The organism is Streptomyces sp. ISL-11 (genome assembly GCF_018614525.1).
Lineage (GTDB): Bacteria > Actinomycetota > Actinomycetes > Streptomycetales > Streptomycetaceae > Streptomyces.
In genome coordinates, this window is record NZ_JAGGOL010000209.1 from 1 (window position 1) to 18,478 (window position 18,478).

Here is an 18,478-nt window from a genome sequence, read left to right on the forward strand (position 1 = left end):
GGTCGGGCAGTGCCGCGCCCGGTGCCACGGCGAGCGCCGTCCAGCCCGCGTCCCGCAGCACGCGCAGCCGTCCCTCGGCCTCCTGCCGGGCCCGCGGGTCGCGGGCGCGCGCGTCCTGTGCCCAGGCGGCCGGGTCCAGGACGAAGGCGACCGCCGTGCCGCTGCGCCGGCGCATCCGCGCGACCAGCGCGGTCTGCTGGTCGTCCAGCGCGCCGAGGAACGCCACCAGCAGCCCTCCGCCGCCGCCGCGCAGCACGTCGTGGGCGGGGGAGAGGTCCTCGCCGTCGGAGTGGTCGACCACCGCCAGGGCGTCCAGCAGCAGGCCCGCGGCGTCGGCGGAGGCGGGGGAGGAGCCGGTGCGGCCGCCCGGGCCGTCGGAGCCCGGCACCGAGCTCCCCGTGTCGGTCAGCAGCCGCACCGAGAAGCCCCGCTCCAGCAGGTGGACCGCCGCCGAGGCGGCACCCGAGACCGCCCACTCGAAGGGCGCGTCGGGTCCCACGCCCTCGAAGGCGATGCCACGGGTGTCCAGGAGCACCGTGCAGTGGGCCCGCCGCGGCTGTTCCTCGCGGCGCACCATCAGCTCGCCGTAGCGCGCGGTGGAGCGCCAGTGCACGCGGCGCAGGTCGTCGCCGTGGCGGTAGCCGCGCGGGATGACGTCGTCGTCGCCGGCCAGGGCGAGGGAGTGCTGCCGCCCGTCGCCGTAGCCGGTGGCCTCGCCGCCCAGGCGCGCCGCCGGCAGCGGGTCGACGCGCGGGACGACGGTCAGGGTGTCGTACGCGCTGAAGCCGCGGGTCAGCTCGCACATCCCGAAGGGGTCCGTCAGCCGCAGCTGCAACGGCCCGAGCGGATAGCGCCCGCGCAGCTCGGCGCGGACCCGGTAGGCCACCTCGCGCCGGCCGCCGGGCTCCACCCGGTCCAGGACGAAGCGGGGGCGGGGCCCCAGGACGTACGGCACCCGGTCCTGGAGCATCAGCAGGCCGCTGGGCAGCCGGGAGACGTTGTCGACGCGCAGGTGGACCCGTGCCTCGGCGGCGGCGGGCACCCGGGCGGGCGACAGCCGCCGGCTGCCGGTGATCCGGTGCCGGGTGCCGTGCAGCACGACCACGCACACCAGGGGCAGCGCGGCCAGTAACAGCCCGACCCGCAGCAGGTCGGACTGGCCGAGGACGTACGAACAGGCGGCCGCGGCGACGCCCGCGGCGAGGAACGAGCGGCCGCGGGTGGTCAGCCCGCCGAGCGCGGCCCACAGGCCGCTCCTGGCCTCCCGTTCACGGCCGCCGCTGCCGGCGGCCGGCGGAACGCTCTCCCCCCGGTCCATCACAGCCTCCGCGGACCCGGCGGCGGCTGATGGCCCTGCGGCTGCCGCCGGTGCGGGGCGGACGGGTCGGGCACCGGGGTGCGCTGGAGGATCTCGACGACGACCTGCTCGGCCGTGCGGCGGCTGAGCTGGGCCTGGGCGGTGGGCAGCAGCCGGTGTGCCAGCACGGGCACGGCCAGCGCCTGGACGTCGTCGGGGAGCACGTACTCCCGGCCGGCCAGGGCCGCCGCGGCCTTCGCGGCCCGCACCAGGTGGAGCGTCGCTCGCGGCGACGCGCCGAGTCTGAGCTCGGGGTGGTGGCGGGTGGCGGTGACCAGGTCGACCGCGTACCGCCGGACGGCCTCGGCGACGTGCACCGTGCGGACCGCGTCGACGAGCTTGAGGATGTCGTGGGCGTGCGCGACCGGCTGGAGGTCGTCGAGCGGGGGGACGACGCCGTGCGCGTCCAGCATGCGCAGCTCGGCCTCCGGGCTGGGGTAGCCCATGGAGACCCGGGCCATGAAGCGGTCGCGCTGGGCCTCCGGCAGCGGGTAGGTGCCCTCCATCTCGACCGGGTTCTGCGTGGCCACCACCATGAAAGGGCTGGGCAGCTCGTAGCTGTGGCCGTCGACGGTGACCTGCCGCTCCTCCATGGACTCCAGCAGCGCCGACTGGGTCTTGGGCGAGGCGCGGTTGATCTCGTCGCCGATCACGATCTGCGCGAAGATCGCGCCCGGCTTGAACTCGAATTCGTGCCGCTGCTGGTCGAAGACGCTCACCCCCGTGATGTCGGAGGGGAGCAGGTCCGGCGTGAACTGGATGCGCCGCACCGAGCAGTCGATCGACCGGGCCAGCGCCTTGGCGAGCATGGTCTTGCCCACCCCCGGCACGTCCTCGATCAGGAGGTGCCCCTCGGCGAGCAGCACGGTCAGCGAGAGCCGGACGACCTCGGGCTTGCCCTCGATCACGCCTTCCACCGCCCTGTGGACCCGCTCGGCTGTGGTGGTCAGATCGCTGAGGCTCGCTCGTTCGTCATAGGTCGTCACCCGGCCCTCCTCGGCCCGTCCTGCGGGCCGGCCGGAATCCGGACCGGCCCACCCCGAAATGCGGACACCGCGCCACCGGGAACGGTGGCCGCGGTACCCACGTACGCATTCTGGCCGCCTGTGCGGTGTTCCGTCACCGCCTGTGGACAATCAGTGGCGCGGGTCGATCTCGCGCAGCAGACCCGTCGTCACGTCGAACACGAATCCGCGCACGTCGTCGGTGTGCGGCAGGAACGGCGAGGTCCGTACGCGCTGCATGGACTGCCGGACATCCTGCTCCAGGTCCTTGAACGCCTCCACCGCCCACGCCGGGCGCTGCCCGACCTCGGCCTCGATCTCGTGCCGGAAGTCCTCGGTCAGCGTCAGCAGACCGCAGCCGGTGTGGTGGATCAGGACCACGGACCGGGTGCCCAGTGCCCGCTGGCTGATCGTCAGTGAGCGGATGATGTCGTCGGTGACCACACCACCGGCGTTGCGGATGGTGTGGCAGTCGCCGAGCTGCAGCCCGAGCGCGGCGTGCAGGTCGAGGCGTGCGTCCATGCAGGCGACGACGGCGACCTTGAGGACGGGACGTGCGTCCATGCCCGGGTCGGTGAATGCGGATGCGTACTCGGCGTTGGCCTGAACGAGACGGTCGGTGACCGTGCTGTGTTCCTGGTCATGGGAGTGGCCGGCGCTCTGGGGGGCCGGCTGGGACGCGGATATCGACATATGAACGAAGGTAGTCGGCCAAGGCCGCACCGGCCCGCTCCGCCGCCGAGAAAACCGCCCTGACATGGGCCGCTGTGAGGTAAGCCACAAGGTCACCGGCCATGCGGCCGTACGGGTGAGGCCGGTGTGGCCCGTGATCACCCAACGCCCTCCCGGCGGCTCCCCCGCCTGCCCCACACCGGCGCCGGGACGCGCTGGCCGGTTGGTTGACCGAGGGGACGAGTGGACTAAAGTGGCGCGAAGTGGGAGGCCCTACGCTCCCCTTGGAACCGAAGAACCGCACGTGCGCGACGCGAACGTACCCCTCGGCCTCCTCCCGCTCCCCGGTCGCCCGGCGCCACTTCCCCGGTGCCGGACCGGCCGCTTCCCCTTGGGGCGGGTGGGGACCCGGCGGTACGTACGCCTGCGCCCGAGCCGGACTCACCGAATCTCAGAAGGGCGCATGAGCAGCAACGCGCGACACGTCCCCGTCATGCTCCAGCGCTGCCTGGACATGCTCGCTCCCGCTCTCACCGAGCCCGGCGCCGTCGTCGTCGACTGCACCCTCGGCGCCGGCGGGCACAGCGAGGCGCTGCTCACCCGGTTCCCGGAGGCCCGGCTCGTCGCCCTCGACCGCGACCCCACGGCCCTGAAGCTGGCCGGCGAACGCCTCGCCCCCTTCGGCGACCGCGCCACCTTGGTGCGCGCCGTCTACCACGAGCTGCCCGACGTCCTGGAGCGGCTCGGCATCCCCAAGGTCCAGGGCGTCCTCTTCGACCTCGGCGTCTCCTCCATGCAGCTGGACGAGGCCGACCGCGGCTTCGCCTACGCCCAGGACGCGCCGCTGGACATGCGCATGGACCAGACGGCCGGCATCAGCGCCGCCGACGTCCTCAACACCTACGCCCCCGGCGACCTCGTGCGCATCCTGCGCAGCTACGGCGAGGAGAAGCAGGCCAAGCGGATCGTCGAGGCCGTCGTCAAGGAGCGCGCCAAGCAGCCGTTCAGCAACAGCGCCCGGCTGGTGGAGCTGATCCGCGACGCGCTGCCGCAGGCCGCCAAGCGGCACGGCGGCAACCCCGCCAAGCGCACCTTCCAGGCCCTGCGCATCGAGGTCAACGCCGAGCTCGCCAGCGTCGAGGCGGCCATCCCCGCCGCCGTCGCCGCGCTCGCCGTCGGCGGCCGGATCGCCGTCCTGTCCTACCAGTCGCTGGAGGACCGCATCGTCAAGCAGGTCCTCGCCGCCGGCGCCGCCACCACCGCGCCCCCCGGCCTGCCGGTCGTCCCCGAGCGCTACCAGCCCCGCCTGAAGCTGCTCACCCGCGGCGCCGAACTGCCCACCGAGGAAGAGGTCGCCGAGAACCGGCGGGCCGCCCCCGCCCGGCTGCGCGGTGCCGAACGCGTCCGGGAGGACGCCCCATGACGGCCGCGGCCCGCGGCCGGGCCACCCGGCTCGGCCGGCTGCGGGCCGCGGGCCCGGCCGGGGCGAAACGCACGCCGTTCGTCCTGCTGGTGGTGGTGCTGCTCGGCTCCGGGCTGATCTCGCTGCTCCTCCTCAACTCCGCGCTCAACCAGGGCTCCTTCGAGCTCAGCAGGCTCCAGCGCAAGACCACCGAGTTCACCGACGAGCAGCAGGCGCTCCAGCAGGAGGTCGACCGGCTCGCCGCCCCCGACGCCCTGGAGCACCCCGACCCCGGGGTCGCCGCGGACGCCGCCACCGTCGAGGGCCTGCTGCGCTGCTGGGTCCGGGAGAACGACATCGCCCCTCCCCAGGGAGCCGCCCTTCACCTGCCGCTCGCGGCGAGCGGCACCGCCCTGCGCGTCCCCCTGCACTACTGGTCCGCCACCGGCTGGCACCGCTTCGGCCCGCCAGCCCTGGCGCACGCCCCCGCCGACGCCCCGCCCCTTGACGCCGTCACCCTGGCCGCCCTCCTCGCCCGCGAGGCCGCGCACCGCGCCGGTGACGCGGGCGGCACGCCCCCGCGGGGCAGCGCCGAACTCGTCGGCCGCGTGGCGGACTCGGTGCGCCGCACGGCGGACTTCCTCGACGTCCGGCGCCGCGGTCCCGCCGACCCGGACGGAGCGGACCTCTTCCTCTACGCCGAGCAGTCCCTGCTGCTCGGCCACCCCCTCCACCCGACGCCCAAGAGCCGCGAGGGACTCTCCGAGGCCGAGTCCCGCCGCTACTCCCCGGAGACGCGCGGCTCCTTCCCGCTGCACTGGCTGGCGGTCCACCGCTCCCTGCTGGCCACCGACTCGGCGTGGACCGAGCGCGGCCGGGCCGTCGACGCCGTCACCCTCGCCGCCCGCCTCGCGGGACCGCAGCTGCGGCTGCCACCGGAGACCGTGCCCCTGCCGCTGCACCCCTGGCAGGCACGGGACGTCCGCAGCCGCCCCGCCGTCGCACGGCTCTTCGAGGCCGGACTGCTCCATGACGTCGGCCCGTTCGGCGAACCCTGGTACCCCACCTCCTCCCTGCGCACCGTTCACCGGCCCGGCGCGCCCGCCATGCTCAAGCTCTCCCTCGGCCTGCGGATCACCAACTCCCGGCGGGAGAACCTCCGCAAGGAGCTGCGGCGCGGCGTCGAAGTGCACCGGCTGCTGCGCAGTGGCCTCGCCGACCGGTGGCGCGCGGCGTGTGCCGGCGGCCTCGGCTTCGACATCGTCCGCGACCCCGCCTGGCTCGCGGTCGACACACCGGAGGGCGCCCCGGTCGTCGGCCTGGACGCCGTCGTCCGGCACAACCCCTTCGGCCCCGGCGACGACGCGGTGTGCGTCGCGGGTCTCACCTCGCCCCGGCCGTGGCCGGACGGCGGGGCGGGAACGACCGGGAGCCGGACGATGTCCTCCCGTCTCGCCGCCATCGTGGCCCGTCTCGCGCACCGCACCGGCCGGCCCGCCGGAGCCGTCTCCGCGGAGTGGTTCCTGCGCTATCTGGAGGCGGTCGTCCGGCCCGTGCTCTGGCTCGACGGCGAGGCGGGCATCGCCCTGGAGGCCCATCAGCAGAACACGCTCGTTCTCCTGGACCGGGACGGCTGGCCGGCCGGCGGGCGCTATCGCGACAACCAGGGCTACTACTTCCGCGCCTCCCACCGCGCCGAGCTCGACCGGCGCCTCCCGGGGATCGGCACGGACAGCGACACCTTCGTCCCCGACGAGGTGGCCGACGAGAGGTTCGCCTACTACCTCGGCATCAACAACGTCCTCGGTCTCGTCGGCGCGTTCGGCGCCCAGCGGCTCGCCGACGAGCGGGTCCTGCTGGCCGCGCTCCGCCGTTTCCTCGGGACGGCCGCCACCGGCCCGGCCGCGACCCGCTCCTCCCTGCCCGCCCACCTCCTCGAAGCGCCCACCCTGCGCTGCAAGGCCAATCTGCTGACCAGGCTGCACGGACTCGACGAGCTCGTCGGCCCGGTCGACACCCAGTCCGTCTACGTCACCGTCGCCAACCCCGTTGCCGCCTCGGCCGGATGACCGGGTGAGAGCACCGGCCCCGGGCGTACGGGGCCGGTGGGCCCCGGTCTCCCCGGGGCCCACGGGACCCCGAGCCCGATGGGATCCCCCGAGAGGAGACCGTCTCCGTGCCGCCCACCGATCCCCTCGCGTCGTCGAGCACCGACGACACCCTCGAACTGAGGCTGCCCGACGATCTCCTGGAGCTCTTCGCCTACGACCGGCCGGAGGCATCCGCCACCGGCGACGCCCGGGTCCCCGGCCACGCCGCCGACCTCCTCGACGCGCTCGCCGACTGGGGGCCGGCCGACACGCCCGCGGGCACGTTCCAGCTCGTACCCGTCCGTCCGGAACGGGACCTGCGGCTCATCAGCAGGTGGATGAACGATCCCGCCGTCGCCGCCTTCTGGGCGCTCGACGGGCCCGAGAGCGTCACGGAGGCGCACCTCCGCGCGCAGCTCGACGGCGACGGCCGCAGCGTCCCGTGCCTGGGCGTGCTCGCCGGGGTCCCCATGAGCTATTGGGAGGTCTACCGCGCGGACCTCGACCCGGTCGCCCGCCACTACCCGGCCCGGCCGCACGACACCGGGCTCCACCTCCTCGTCGGCCAGGTCGCCGACCGGGGCCGCGGCATCGGCTCCCTGCTGCTGCGGACCGTCGCCGACCTCGTCCTCGACCACCGGCCCTGCTGCCGCCGGGTCGTCGCCGAACCGGATCTGCGCAACGTCCCCTCCATCGCCGCGTTCCTCGGCGCCGGCTTCCGGCTGAGCGCCGAGATCGACCTGCCGGCCAAGCGTGCCGCCCTGCTGATCCGCGACCGCGACCTGCGCGGCGTCCTCTGACACGGCGGCCCCGCACCCGGCCTTCCCGCCACCGGTCACTCGTACGGGCCGAATCCGACGGCACCGTGATCGCGTTCCGACGGCTCACGGGCCGCCCGGGAACCCTTCGGTCTTCGTGACCGAGACAGAGATGTCAGTCCCGCCCCTTAGGGTGGAAGAGCTATGACTGCCTCCTCCTCGCCCTCCCTCGCCGACCTGCTGCACGCCGCCGTCACCGCCGTCGGCGGCACGGAGCGGCCGGGTCAGGTCACCATGGCCGAAGCCGTCGCCGAAGCGGTCGACGGCGACTCCCACCTGCTCGTGCAGGCGGGCACCGGCACCGGCAAGTCCCTCGGGTATCTGGTGCCGGCCCTGGCCCACGGCGAGCGGGTCGTCGTCGCGACCGCGACGCTCGCCCTCCAGCGCCAGCTCGTCGAGCGCGATCTTCCGCGGACGGTCGACGCCCTCCAGCCGCTGCTGCGCCGCCGTCCGGAGTTCGCCATGCTCAAGGGCCGGTCGAACTACCTGTGCCTGCACCGCCTCCACGAGGGAGTGCCGCAGGAAGAGGAGGAGGGTCTCTTCGACCCCTTCGAGGCGGCCACCCCGACCAGCAAGCTCGGCAAGGACCTGCTGGCCCTGCGCGACTGGTCGGACGACACCGAGACGGGCGACCGCGACGACCTCACCCCCGGCGTCTCCGACCGCGCCTGGTCCCAGGTCTCGGTCACCTCCCGCGAGTGCCTCGGCGCCTCGAAGTGCGCGTACGGCGCGGAGTGCTTCGCCGAGGCCGCCCGGGAGCGCGCCAAGCTCGCGGACGTCGTGGTCACCAACCACGCCCTGCTGGCCATCGACGCGATCGAGGGCGCCCCGGTGCTGCCCAGCCACGAGGTGCTGATCGTCGACGAGGCCCACGAGCTGGTCTCCCGCGTGACCGGCGTCGCCACCGGCGAGCTCACTCCGGGCCAGGTCAACCGGGCCGTGCGGCGATCGGCCAAGCTGGTCGACGAGAAGGCGGCGGACGCGCTGCAGACGGCCGCCGAGAGCTTCGAGCGGCTGATGGAGCTGGCCCTCCCCGGGCGGCTGGAGGAGCTCCCCGAGGATCTCGCATACGCGCTGATGGCGCTCCGTGACGCCGCGCGCACGGTGATCACGGCCATCGGCAACACCCGCGACAAGTCCGTCCAGGACGAGGACGCCGTCCGCAAGCAGGCACTGGCCGCCGTGGAGAACATCCACACGGTCGCCGAGCGCATCGTGGAGGGCTCCGAGTACGACGTCGTCTGGTACGAGCGCCACGACCGCTTCGGCGCGTCCCTGCGCGTCGCACCGCTCTCGGTCTCGGGGCTGCTGCGGGAGAAGCTGTTCAGCGAGCGGTCCGTCGTGCTGACCTCGGCCACGCTCAAGCTCGGCGGCGACTTCAACGGCGTCGGCGCCTCCCTGGGCCTCGCGCCCGAGGGCACCGGCGGCGAGGACAGCCCCCGGTGGAAGGGCATCGACGTCGGCTCGCCCTTCGACTATCCCAAGCAGGGCATCCTGTACGTCGCGCGCCACCTCTCCCAGCCGGGCCGGGAAGGCAGCCGTACGGACATGCTCGACGAGCTGGCCGAGCTGATCGAGGCCGCCGGCGGCCGTACGCTCGGCCTGTTCTCCTCGATGCGCGCCGCCCAGGCCGCCGCCGAGGCGCTGCGCGGGCGGCTGGACATGCCGATCCTCCTCCAGGGCGAGGAGACGCTCGGCGAGCTCATCCGCAACTTCGCCGGCGATGCCCGCACCTGTCTGTTCGGCACGCTCTCGCTGTGGCAGGGCGTCGATGTGCCGGGGGCCAATTGCCAGCTCGTGGTGATGGACCGGGTGCCCTTCCCGCGTCCGGACGACCCGCTGATGAGCGCCCGCCAGAAGGCCGTGGAGGAGGCGGGCGGAAACGGCTTCATGGCCGTGGCCGCGACGCACGCCGCCCTGCTGATGGCGCAGGGTGCCGGGCGGCTCGTACGGGCGTCGGGGGACCGCGGAGTCGTCGCGGTGCTCGATCCCCGGCTGGCCACCGCCCGCTACGGCAGCTTCCTGCGGGCGTCCCTTCCGGACTTCTGGTACACCACGGACCGGAACCAGGCGCGCCGCTCGCTGGCGGCCATCGACGCGGCGGCCAAGGCGGCGGAGAAGTAGCGGCGCCGGACACAGCGGGGCCCCGGAACCGGCGCAGTGGTTCCGGGGCCCGGTCCGGCCATGTGCGTCACACCCGGCGCAGCACCGCCACGACCTTGCCCAGGATGGTGGCCTCGTCGCCGGGGATGGGCTGGTAGGCGGCATTGTGGGGGAGGAGCCACACATGCCCGTCCTCGCGCTTGAAGCGCTTGACCGTCGCCTCGCCGTCGAGCATCGCGGCCACGATGTCACCGTTCTCGGCGACCGGCTGGCGGCGCACCGTCACCCAGTCACCGTCACAGATCGCGGCCTCGACCATGGAGTCGCCCACGACCTTCAGGACGAACAGCTCGCCGTCGCCGACCAGCTGCCGGGGCAGCGGGAAGACGTCCTCGACGGACTCCTCGGCCAGGATCGGACCACCCGCGGCGATCCGGCCGACCAGCGGTACGTACGAGGCGGCGGGCTTGCCGGTGGTGTCGGTCGGCTGGGAGCTGGGCTGGTCGGAGCCCCGTACCTCATAGGCCCGGGGGCGGTGGGGGTCCCTGCGCAGGAACCCCTTGCGCTCCAGGGCCATGAGCTGATGGGCCACCGACGAGGTGCTCGACAGCCCCACCGCCTGGCCGATCTCGCGCATCGACGGTGGGTAGCCCCGGCGCTGGACGGAGTCCCGGATCACTTCGATGACCCGCCGCTGCCGGTCGGTGAGACCCGAGCTGTCGGCCCGGATCCCTGGAGGTCGTCCCGGGAGCGCGCGAGCGGGCTTCTGCCCCTCGGCGTTCATGGCTGAGTCATTCATCGGGTGTGCCTGGTCGAGTCGGTTCTGGGAGCGGTCCTGGGCGGTGATGGTGGCGCTGTCTGCGGTGGTGGTCACGTCGGCCCCTCTCGAAATGTTCTCCCTGGCTGGACAACGGTAGTTGCTTTCGAAAGGTTGCGCCAAACACACGTTCGAGTGAAATATCGAAGATTGCCTGACGCGATCAGGGGAGAGGGTGTACGGCCGAAGATCAATTCGGACTATTACGGTACTCTTCGGTGCGAAGTCCGAAGGACCGTGCCGAACCCCGCCCGGCCGGGTGTCGCCCGACCGGAAGATCGCCCGCGGCCCGGTCGCCGACCGCCGGTCGTGCCGGCCGTCGCGGGTGGCGCCGCGTGCGGTGCACCAGTGTGGCATCAGCGTGTCGCCGACGCCCCCACCGGGCCTCGGCCGCGCCGTCTCGCGTAGGCTCGTGCCCTGCTCACGGGGCGCGACACGCGCTCGACGTGGATCGCCGACCGATACCAGATCTAGTGGTTTGATGGCGGCGGCTACCCACAAGTTGTGGTCGAAGGCCCCCGCGGGTCATTCCGGGGCGCGGCCATCGCCTATGCTGGGGGCCTGCTTCGCGGGGGCTCGAACGAGGGTCCGCCGAAGCCGGAGATCGTGCACAGTCCTACGAGGGTGAGGAGGGTGGAGAGCCATGCACTGCCCCTTCTGCAGGCACCCCGACAGCCGGGTCGTCGACAGTCGGACCACCGATGACGGCTGCTCGATCCGCAGGCGACGCCAGTGCCCCGACTGCTCCCGCCGGTTCACGACGGTGGAGACCGCGTCGCTGATGGTGATCAAGCGCAGCGGGGTCACCGAACCCTTCAGTCGCAACAAGGTCATCTCCGGGGTCCGCAAGGCGTGTCAGGGCCGCCCGGTCACCGAGGACGCCCTGGCCAAGCTCGGTCAGCGGGTCGAGGAGGCGGTGCGTGCAACGGGCAGCGCCGAGCTCTCCACCCATGACGTCGGGCTCGCCATACTCGGCCCGCTCCGGGACCTCGACCTCGTCGCCTATCTGCGGTTCGCGTCCGTGTACCAGGCGTTCGACTCGCTGGAGGACTTCGAGGCCGCCGTCGCGGAGCTCCGCGAGCAGCGGCCCGTCGTGACGGCCGGCGACCGCGCCGGGGGCCCCGGGGTTCCCGTGCCCGCGGTGGCGGCCGACTAGCTGCGGCACAGCACAAGACCAGCCCGGCGCGCCTCGCGTACCGGGTGAAAGACAGACATCCGCGCCACGGAAGAAATAGGCGCATTAGGGCGTTTTGCCCGAAGAGGGAGGCGGCATGACCGAGACGACGAGCGGCCCGGCACGAGGTTCCCGCTCCAAGGGAACCAAGGGCGGCGCCAAGGGACTGCGCATCGAGCGCGTCCACACGACTCCCGGTGTGCATCCGTACGACGAGGTCGTCTGGGAACGTCGTGACGTCGTCATGACCAACTGGCGTGACGGCTCCATCAACTTCGAGCAGCGTGGCGTCGAGTTCCCCGAGTTCTGGTCGGTCAACGCCGTCAACATCGTCACCAGCAAGTACTTCCGTGGCGCTGTCGGCTCGCCCGACCGCGAGTCGAGCCTGAAGCAGCTCATCGACCGTGTCGTGAAGACCTACCGCCAGGCGGGCGAGGACCACGGCTACTTCGCCTCCCCGGCGGACGCCGAGATCTTCGACCACGAGCTGACCTACGCGCTGCTGCACCAGGTCTTCAGCTTCAACTCGCCGGTCTGGTTCAACGTCGGCACCGCCCAGCCGCAGCAGGTCTCCGCCTGCTTCATCCTGTCCGTCGACGACTCCATGGAGTCGATCCTCGACTGGTACAAGGAAGAGGGGATGATCTTCAAGGGCGGCTCCGGCGCCGGCCTGAACCTCTCCCGCATCCGCTCCTCCAAGGAGCTGCTCTCCTCCGGCGGCAACGCCTCCGGCCCGGTCTCCTTCATGCGCGGCGCCGACGCCTCCGCGGGAACGATCAAGTCGGGCGGCGCCACCCGCCGCGCGGCCAAGATGGTCGTCCTCGACGTCGACCACCCCGACGTCGAGGCGTTCATCGAGACCAAGGTCAAGGAGGAGGAGAAGGTCCGCGCCCTGCGCGACGCCGGCTTCGACATGGACCTGGGCGGCGACGACATCACGTCCGTCCAGTACCAGAACGCCAACAACTCCGTCCGTGTCAACGACGCGTTCATGAAGGCTGTCGAGACCGGTTCGAAGTTCGGCCTGCGCGGCCGGATGACCGGTGAGGTCATCGAGGAGATCGACGCCAAGGGCCTCTTCCGCAAGATGGCCGAGGCGGCCTGGGCCTGCGCCGACCCGGGCATCCAGTACGACGACACGATCAACCACTGGCACACCTCGCCGGAGACGGGCCGGATCACCGCGTCCAACCCGTGCAGCGAGTACATGCACCTGGACAACTCCTCGTGCAACCTCGCCTCGCTCAACCTCATGAAGTTCCTGCGCGACGACGACCAGGGCCACCAGTCGTTCGACGCCGAGCGCTTCGCGAAGGTCGTCGAGCTGGTCATCACGGCGATGGACATCTCCATCTGCTTCGCCGACTTCCCGACCGAGAAGATCGGCGAGACCACCCGCGCCTTCCGCCAGCTGGGCATCGGCTACGCCAACCTCGGCGCCCTGCTGATGGCCACGGGCCACGCCTACGACAGCGAGGGCGGCCGCGCGCTCGCCGGTGCCATCACCTCGCTGATGACCGGCACCTCCTACCGGCGCTCCGCCGAGCTGGCCGCCGTCGTCGGCCCGTACGACGGCTACGCCCGCAACGCCGACGCCCACCGGCGCGTCATGAAGCAGCACTCCGACGCCAACGCCGTCGCCACGCGCATGGACGACCTGGACACCCCTGTCTGGGCCGCCGCCACCGAGGCATGGCAGGACGTCCTGCGTCTCGGCGAGAAGAACGGCTTCCGCAACGCCCAGGCGTCGGTGCTCGCCCCCACCGGCACCATCGGCCTGATGATGGACTGCGACACCACGGGCGTCGAGCCGGACCTGGCCCTGGTCAAGTTCAAGAAGCTCGTCGGCGGCGGCTCGATGCAGATCGTCAACAACACGGTTCCCAAGGCGCTCAAGCGCCTGGGCTACCAGCCGGAGCAGGTCGAGGCGATCGTCGCCCACATCGCCGACCACGGCAACGTGATCGACGCCCCGGGCCTGAAGGCCGAGCACTACGAGGTCTTCGACTGCGCCATGGGCGAGCGCGCGATCTCCGCCATGGGCCACGTGCGCATGATGGCGGCCGCGCAGCCGTTCCTGTCGGGCGCGATCTCCAAGACCGTGAACCTGCCGGAGTCGGCCACCGTCGAGGAGGTCGAGGAGGTCTACTTCGAGGGCTGGAAGCTCGGCCTGAAGGCCCTCGCGATCTACCGCGACAACTGCAAGGTCGGCCAGCCGCTCTCCGCGAAGAAGAAGGAGGAGGCCAAGGCACCCGCGGCCGCCCCCGTCGCGGAGAAGGTCGTCGAGTACCGCCCCGTCCGCAAGCGCCTCCCCAAGGGTCGCCCGGGCATCACCACCTCCTTCACGGTCGGTGGCGCCGAGGGCTACATGACCGCCAACTCCTACCCGGACGACGGTCTCGGCGAGGTCTTCCTGAAGATGTCCAAGCAGGGCTCGACCCTCGCGGGCATGATGGACGCCTTCTCCATCGCCGTCTCCGTCGGCCTCCAGTACGGCGTGCCGCTGGAGACCTACGTCTCGAAGTTCACCAACATGCGCTTCGAGCCGGCCGGCATGACGGACGACCCGGACGTGCGGATGGCGCAGTCGATCGTCGACTACATCTTCCGCCGCCTGGCGCTGGACTTCCTGCCGTTCGAGACCCGCTCGGCGCTGGGCATCCACTCCGCCGAGGAGCGTCAGCGCCACCTGGACACCGGTTCGTACGAGCCGTCCGACGACGAGGTCGACGTCGAGGGCCTGGCCCAGTCGGCCCCGCGCCAGCTGGCCGTCGCGCCCCAGTCCGAGGCACCGGAGCAGCCCGCCGCCGCGGTCCCGGCCCCGAAGCAGGCACACAACTCCACCGAACTGGTGGAGATGCAGCTCGGCCTGAACGCCGACGCCCCGCTGTGCTTCTCCTGTGGCACGAAGATGCGCCGTGCGGGCAGCTGCTACCTCTGCGAGGGCTGCGGCTCCACCAGCGGCTGCAGCTGACACCGGGTGGGACCACCGAGTGCGCCACTCGGCGGTCCCGCTGGTGAAACGTAGTCCTCGAGGAAGGGGCGTCGGCATTCCGCCGGCGCCCCTTCGACGTCGACCGGCACCGCTGCTCCCGCTCTTCCGCTACGCGCCGGTGCCGGTGGCCCACAGGCCGGCGCTGTGGGCGTCGATCAGAGCTCGGATGCCGGCCAGGGCCTCATCGGCAGGCCGGGGGCCGATGCGGCGGCCGTCGCGCAGCCGCAGGGCGACCTGGCCGGCGGCGGCCTCCCTGGCGCCGATCACCGCCTGGTAGGGCACGAGCCGGGTGGCGCGGACGCGGGCGCCCAGGGTGCCCTGCTCCGGCCCGGCGATCACGGTGCGCAGTCCCTGGTCGAGGCACTGCCGGGCGAGCGCGACGGCCTGCGGCATCTCCGCGTCGGAAACCGGGAGGACCGCCAGCTGAGTGGGGGCCAGCCAGGCGGGGAAGGCCCCGCCGTGGAGCTCGATGAGGTGGGCCACGGCTCGCTCCATGCTGCCGATGACGCTGCGGTGGACCATGACCGGCCGGTGTCCGGCGCCATCGGGGCCGATGTAGCGCAGATCGAACCGCTCCGGTTGGTGGAAGTCGATCTGGACGGTGGACAGGGTGGCTTCGCGTCCGGCGCTGTCGGCGATCTGAACGTCGATCTTCGGGCCGTAGAACGCCGCTTCTCCCTCGCCGCGTTCGTAGGCCACGCCGGAACTGTCCAGAACCTCGGTCAGCAGATCCGCCGCCCGCTTCCACATTTCGGGGTCACTGACGTATTTCCCGCTCGGGCCGGGCAGGGAGAGCCGGTACCGGGCCGCACGGATACCGAGGGCGTCGTATGCGCGGCGGATCAGTTCCAGAGCCGACCGTGCCTCCTCGGCGACCTGCTCCAGAGTGCAGAAGATGTGCGCGTCGTTCAGCTGGATCGCCCGCACGCGGGTCAGTCCGCCGAGCACGCCGGAGAGCTCGGAGCGGTACATCCCTCCCAGTTCGGCCATGCGCAGCGGCAGTTCGCGGTAGCTGTGGGAGCGGGAGCGGTAGATCAGCGCGTGGTGCGGGCAGAGGCTGGGCCGCAGGACGACCTGTTCGCCCCCGAGGTCCATCGGGGGGAACATGTCCTCGCTGTAATGCGACCAGTGTCCGGAGATCTCGTAGAGCTCCCGCTTGCCCAGGACGGGCGAGTAGACGTGCCGGTAGCCTGCGCGGCGCTCGGCCTCGCGGATGTATTCCTCCAGGGCGTACCGTACGGCCGCACCGTCGGGCAGCCAGTACGGCAGCCCCGCGCCCATCAGCGGATCGGTGTCGAACAGGCCGAGTTCACGGCCGAGCCTACGGTGATCGTGCATCGTGGTCTCCTCGCGGACTTGAGGCGAGTGACCACACGGCGAAGCCCCGGGGCACTCGCCCCGGGGCTTCGGACAAAGACAACTGTCAGCGCGCCGGGACACTCTCCGGCGTCGTCGTCATGGTCGCGGCACGCTTCATGCCGGTCACGGTAGCAGAGACTCGGCGACGCGCGAGGAAGTGCGCGCGTCCGGCCGTCACGATGCCCGTCTGCGGCCCATTTCCGCGGCGAAGGAGGCCGGGTCGGTGTCGAAACCTCGTACCGCCGCCCGGAATTGCCACGCGCCCGCGTCGTCCCGGACGAACTCCGCGACCGTGGCGGCCGTGCAGTCCGATACGCCGGCGAAGTCACCGGTCAGCAGCTCGGCGCGGCCCTCGGAGATGCGGATGCCGGTGTGGGGGACGGCGCCGAATGTCTTGTGGCCCTCGCGTTGCTGAATGGCCACGCCCACGACGACGCGTCCGTAGGAGGGTGACAGGCGGTCGAACTCCAGGACCATGACCTCGTCGTCACCAAATCCCTGGCCGGTGCGGCTGTCCCTGTTGAGGGTGATGGTGCCGTCGGGCGACCGGCTGCCGAAGTGCACGAGGTAGGCGGGTTTTCCGTACGGGTCGTGCGCGGGATAGGTCGCGGCGATGATGTCGAGATCGTGGTCCGGCGCGCCGGCGGGACTGGGGTCCCATTTGAGAGCCACCTCGACTCTGCCGAGCCCCTTGTTGAGACCGCTCACCAGGCTTCCCCTTCCTCGCAGTCACCGGAAACCGCCGGTGCGTTCTCGCGGGAACCGTGTCCGCAACTGCCAAGATTTTGATGTTGGTTGTTTTATGGTGCCACGGAGGGCCGCATACCGGCCTCGCGTTCAGCCCGCTTCCCGGCGCCGTCCCCGTCGGCCGGTACGTCGTTGATGCTGGCCTCCCGGCGGCTCATCAGGCCGTCGGCGTCGAACTCCCACTGCTCGTTGCCGTAGCTGTGCCAGCGCCGGCCGTCCGTGTCCCGCCAGTCGTAGCGGAAGCGTACGGAGATCCGGTTGCCGGTCCAGGACCAGAGGTCCTTGCGGAGGCGGTAGTCGAGCTCCTTCTCCCATTTGCGGCGGAGGAACGCGCGGATCTCCTCGCGGCCGACGAGGAACTCGTCGCGGTTCCGCCACACGCAGTCCTCGGTGTACGCCAGAGCGACGCGGTCGGGGTCGCGGCTGTTCCAGGCGTCCTCGGCCGCCCGCACCTTGGCCCGGGCGGACTCCTCGTCGAACGGCGGCAGTGGCGGGCGCTGTGGCATGGGACGACCTTCCGTCAGAGTGCGATCGCAGAGCGGAGAACGAGCGTTCTCCGGCCGTGTCGCGTAGCCTAGAGAACGAACGTTCTCTCCGCCAGGGGGTTGGGATCACATGGACGACATCGAGGCCGGGGCCCGCGTACTGGACGCCGCCGAGGCGCTCTTCTACGAACACGGTGTCCACGCGGTGGGCATGGACCGCATCCGAGGCGCCTCCGGAGTCTCGCTCAAGCGGCTCTATCAGTGCTTCGAGTCCAAGGAAGAGCTGGTGGAGGCGTACCTGCGGCGGCGGGACACGCGCTGGCGTACCGCGCTGGCCGCTCATGTGACCGCCGCGCGGTCCCTCGCCGCGGACGCGCCGCTCGCGGTGTTCGACTGGCTGCGGGAGTGGTTCCGCGAACCGGACTTCCACGGCTGCGCGTTCATCAACGCGTTCGGAGAGATGGGCACCGGCTCGCCGGCCGTGGCCGACGCGGTGAAGGAGCACAAGGCCGAGCTGCGGCGGTATCTGCTCGCGCTCGTCCGGGAGGCGGGAGCCGCGGAGCCGGAGCGACTGGCGGATCAGCTGTCCGTTCTCGTCGACGGAGCGATCACCACCGCGGCGGTCACCGGAACGCCCGACGCCGCCCGGCAGGCGCGGAGCGCCGCGGCCGTCCTGCTCGCGGCGGCCGCCACCGGGTGAGGGCGCGCCCGCCGGGACCACCAGGAGCCCGCGAAGGCGGAGGCGGGAGGCGCGGAGCCCGGCAGGCGGACGCCGGGACGCTCGCGCGGGTGTACTCGCCCGGTACGCGATACGCGCCGCCTCCGGCACCGTACGATGGCGCGGTGCTGGTCAAGTGGATTCGCTGCACCGTGATGGACCGCCGCGGTTTTGAGCGGGGGCAGCGGAAATGGGCGGGGTTGCTCGGCGAGCCGGGGTTCCGGGGCCAGGGCGGGGGGTGGAGCCGGGAGCGGCCTCATGTGGCCCACCTCTTCGGCTTCTGGGAGAGCCGCGCGTTCTACGACTCCTTCATGGCGCGCTCACACGACAGGCTGGCCGCCGCGCAGGCCGGGACGTACAAAGACATCCAGGTGCGGCTGTTCGAGCACCGCTTCGATGTGAAGGTCGGTTTCCGGCCCCAGTTCTCGGACGCCGATGTGGTGCGGATCGCCCATTGCCGCATCCGCCGGGACCGGGTGGAGCACTTCACGCTCATGCAGGAGAAGGTGTGGAATCCGGCCATGGCCGGGTCTCCCGGAATGCTGCGCGGTGTCTTCGGTGAGGCGCCGGGCGAGGAATTCCTGGTCCTGTCGATGTGGAACTCAGAGGCCGAGCACGGGAAGTACCGGACGGAGCGGGTGGAGCGGCTCGCGCTGCGGGCCCAGACCGAGGCGGACGTGGCGGCCATCGGAGGCGACATCGTCGCCGTGGAGCCGTCCTGGACGGTGTGACGACCG

At 72.0% G+C, this 18,478-nt stretch carries 15 protein-coding genes; 8 read left to right on the forward strand and 7 right to left on the reverse strand.

Annotated features, from left to right (window positions below):
* The 3 genes from J7E86_RS30045 to J7E86_RS30055 form a co-directional block, all read right to left on the reverse strand.
* Window positions 1-1,318, reverse strand: a 1,318-nt coding sequence (locus J7E86_RS30045) for a DUF58 domain-containing protein (RefSeq protein ID WP_215085975.1), incomplete at its 3' end; no start/stop codon positions are given.
* Window positions 1,318-2,343 (reverse strand): MoxR family ATPase, encoded by a 1,026-nt coding sequence (locus J7E86_RS30050; protein ID WP_215085976.1) that lies wholly within the window; start codon window positions 2,341-2,343, stop codon window positions 1,318-1,320. The genes J7E86_RS30050 and J7E86_RS30045, both read right to left, overlap by 1 nt.
* 150 nt (window positions 2,344-2,493) lie before the next feature.
* The gene (locus tag J7E86_RS30055) at window positions 2,494-3,054 is read right to left on the reverse strand and encodes a carbonic anhydrase (RefSeq protein WP_215085977.1); all 561 of its coding nucleotides are present in this window, start codon (window positions 3,052-3,054) and stop codon (window positions 2,494-2,496) included.
* Window positions 3,055-3,496: 442 nt separating this feature from the next.
* Here J7E86_RS30055 and rsmH point away from each other — a divergent pair, with 442 nt between their 5' ends.
* The 4 genes from rsmH to J7E86_RS30075 all read left to right on the forward strand — a co-directional run bounded on the left by rsmH (window position 3,497) and on the right by J7E86_RS30075 (window position 9,467).
* Window positions 3,497-4,456 carry a 16S rRNA (cytosine(1402)-N(4))-methyltransferase RsmH gene (gene rsmH, locus J7E86_RS30060; protein WP_215085978.1) on the forward strand — a complete coding sequence of 320 codons (960 nt, stop codon included), beginning with the start codon at window positions 3,497-3,499 and terminating at the stop codon, window positions 4,454-4,456.
* The gene (locus J7E86_RS30065) at window positions 4,453-6,504 is read left to right on the forward strand and encodes an IucA/IucC family siderophore biosynthesis protein (protein ID WP_215085979.1); all 2,052 of its coding nucleotides are present in this window, start codon (window positions 4,453-4,455) and stop codon (window positions 6,502-6,504) included. The genes rsmH and J7E86_RS30065 overlap by 4 nt, the downstream gene beginning before the upstream one ends.
* 107 nt (window positions 6,505-6,611) lie before the next feature.
* Entirely contained in the window at window positions 6,612-7,325 is a 714-nt protein-coding gene (locus J7E86_RS30070; RefSeq protein ID WP_215085980.1) for a GNAT family N-acetyltransferase, read from the forward strand.
* Window positions 7,326-7,487: 162 nt separating this feature from the next.
* Window positions 7,488-9,467, forward strand: coding sequence for an ATP-dependent DNA helicase (locus tag J7E86_RS30075; protein WP_215085981.1), 1,980 nt, complete (start codon window positions 7,488-7,490; stop codon window positions 9,465-9,467).
* A gap of 67 nt (window positions 9,468-9,534) precedes the next feature.
* On the opposite strand, the gene lexA is transcribed toward J7E86_RS30075, so the two are convergent.
* Window positions 9,535-10,320: a transcriptional repressor LexA gene (gene lexA, locus J7E86_RS30080; protein WP_215085982.1), complete on the reverse strand. Its 786-nt coding sequence runs from the start codon at window positions 10,318-10,320 to the stop codon at window positions 9,535-9,537.
* Between the two features lie 586 nt (window positions 10,321-10,906).
* Between lexA and nrdR the strand changes: the two genes are divergently transcribed.
* Window positions 10,907-11,419: a transcriptional regulator NrdR gene (gene nrdR / locus J7E86_RS30085; protein ID WP_215085983.1), complete on the forward strand. Its 513-nt coding sequence runs from the start codon at window positions 10,907-10,909 to the stop codon at window positions 11,417-11,419.
* A gap of 115 nt (window positions 11,420-11,534) precedes the next feature.
* Window positions 11,535-14,411, forward strand: coding sequence for a vitamin B12-dependent ribonucleotide reductase (locus J7E86_RS30090; protein WP_215085984.1), 2,877 nt, complete (start codon window positions 11,535-11,537; stop codon window positions 14,409-14,411).
* 129 nt (window positions 14,412-14,540) lie between these two features.
* Here the strand turns inward: J7E86_RS30090 and thrS are convergent, their stop codons facing one another.
* The 3 genes from thrS to J7E86_RS30105 form a co-directional block, all read right to left on the reverse strand.
* Window positions 14,541-15,770, reverse strand: a complete 1,230-nt coding sequence (thrS, locus tag J7E86_RS30095) for a threonine--tRNA ligase (protein ID WP_251019890.1) — start codon at window positions 15,768-15,770, stop codon at window positions 14,541-14,543.
* A 195-nt stretch (window positions 15,771-15,965) separates the two neighbouring features.
* Window positions 15,966-16,499, reverse strand: a complete 534-nt coding sequence (locus tag J7E86_RS30100; RefSeq protein WP_215085986.1) for a TerD family protein — start codon at window positions 16,497-16,499, stop codon at window positions 15,966-15,968.
* A 92-nt stretch (window positions 16,500-16,591) separates the two neighbouring features.
* On the reverse strand, window positions 16,592-17,044 hold the full coding sequence (locus tag J7E86_RS30105; RefSeq protein ID WP_215085987.1) for a nuclear transport factor 2 family protein: 453 nt from the start codon (window positions 17,042-17,044) through the stop codon (window positions 16,592-16,594).
* 109 nt (window positions 17,045-17,153) lie between these two features.
* Between J7E86_RS30105 and J7E86_RS30110 the strand changes: the two genes are divergently transcribed.
* Together J7E86_RS30110 and J7E86_RS30115 are read left to right on the forward strand one after the other, a co-directional pair.
* Entirely contained in the window at window positions 17,154-17,723 is a 570-nt protein-coding gene (locus J7E86_RS30110; RefSeq protein ID WP_215085988.1) for a TetR/AcrR family transcriptional regulator, read from the forward strand.
* 143 nt (window positions 17,724-17,866) lie between these two features.
* Window positions 17,867-18,472, forward strand: a complete 606-nt coding sequence (locus tag J7E86_RS30115; protein ID WP_215085989.1) for a YdbC family protein — start codon at window positions 17,867-17,869, stop codon at window positions 18,470-18,472.
* Window positions 18,473-18,478 lie beyond the last annotated feature (6 nt).

Bases quoted from the DNA above. Each gene is read 5' to 3' on its own strand.
- nrdR (WP_215085983.1), top strand. From the start codon at position 10,907: ATGCACTGCCCCTTCTGCAGGCACCCCGACAGCCGGGTCGTCGACAGT.
- J7E86_RS30065 (WP_215085979.1), top strand. From the start codon at position 4,453: ATGACGGCCGCGGCCCGCGGCCGGGCCACCCGGCTCGGCCGGCTGCGG.
- rsmH (WP_215085978.1), top strand. From the start codon at position 3,497: ATGAGCAGCAACGCGCGACACGTCCCCGTCATGCTCCAGCGCTGCCTG.
- J7E86_RS30075 (WP_215085981.1), top strand. From the start codon at position 7,488: ATGACTGCCTCCTCCTCGCCCTCCCTCGCCGACCTGCTGCACGCCGCC.
- thrS (WP_251019890.1), bottom strand. From the start codon at position 15,770: ATGCACGATCACCGTAGGCTCGGCCGTGAACTCGGCCTGTTCGACACC.
- J7E86_RS30110 (WP_215085988.1), top strand. From the start codon at position 17,154: ATGGACGACATCGAGGCCGGGGCCCGCGTACTGGACGCCGCCGAGGCG.
- J7E86_RS30105 (WP_215085987.1), bottom strand. From the start codon at position 17,044: ATGCCACAGCGCCCGCCACTGCCGCCGTTCGACGAGGAGTCCGCCCGG.
- J7E86_RS30090 (WP_215085984.1), top strand. From the start codon at position 11,535: ATGACCGAGACGACGAGCGGCCCGGCACGAGGTTCCCGCTCCAAGGGA.
- J7E86_RS30055 (WP_215085977.1), bottom strand. From the start codon at position 3,054: ATGTCGATATCCGCGTCCCAGCCGGCCCCCCAGAGCGCCGGCCACTCC.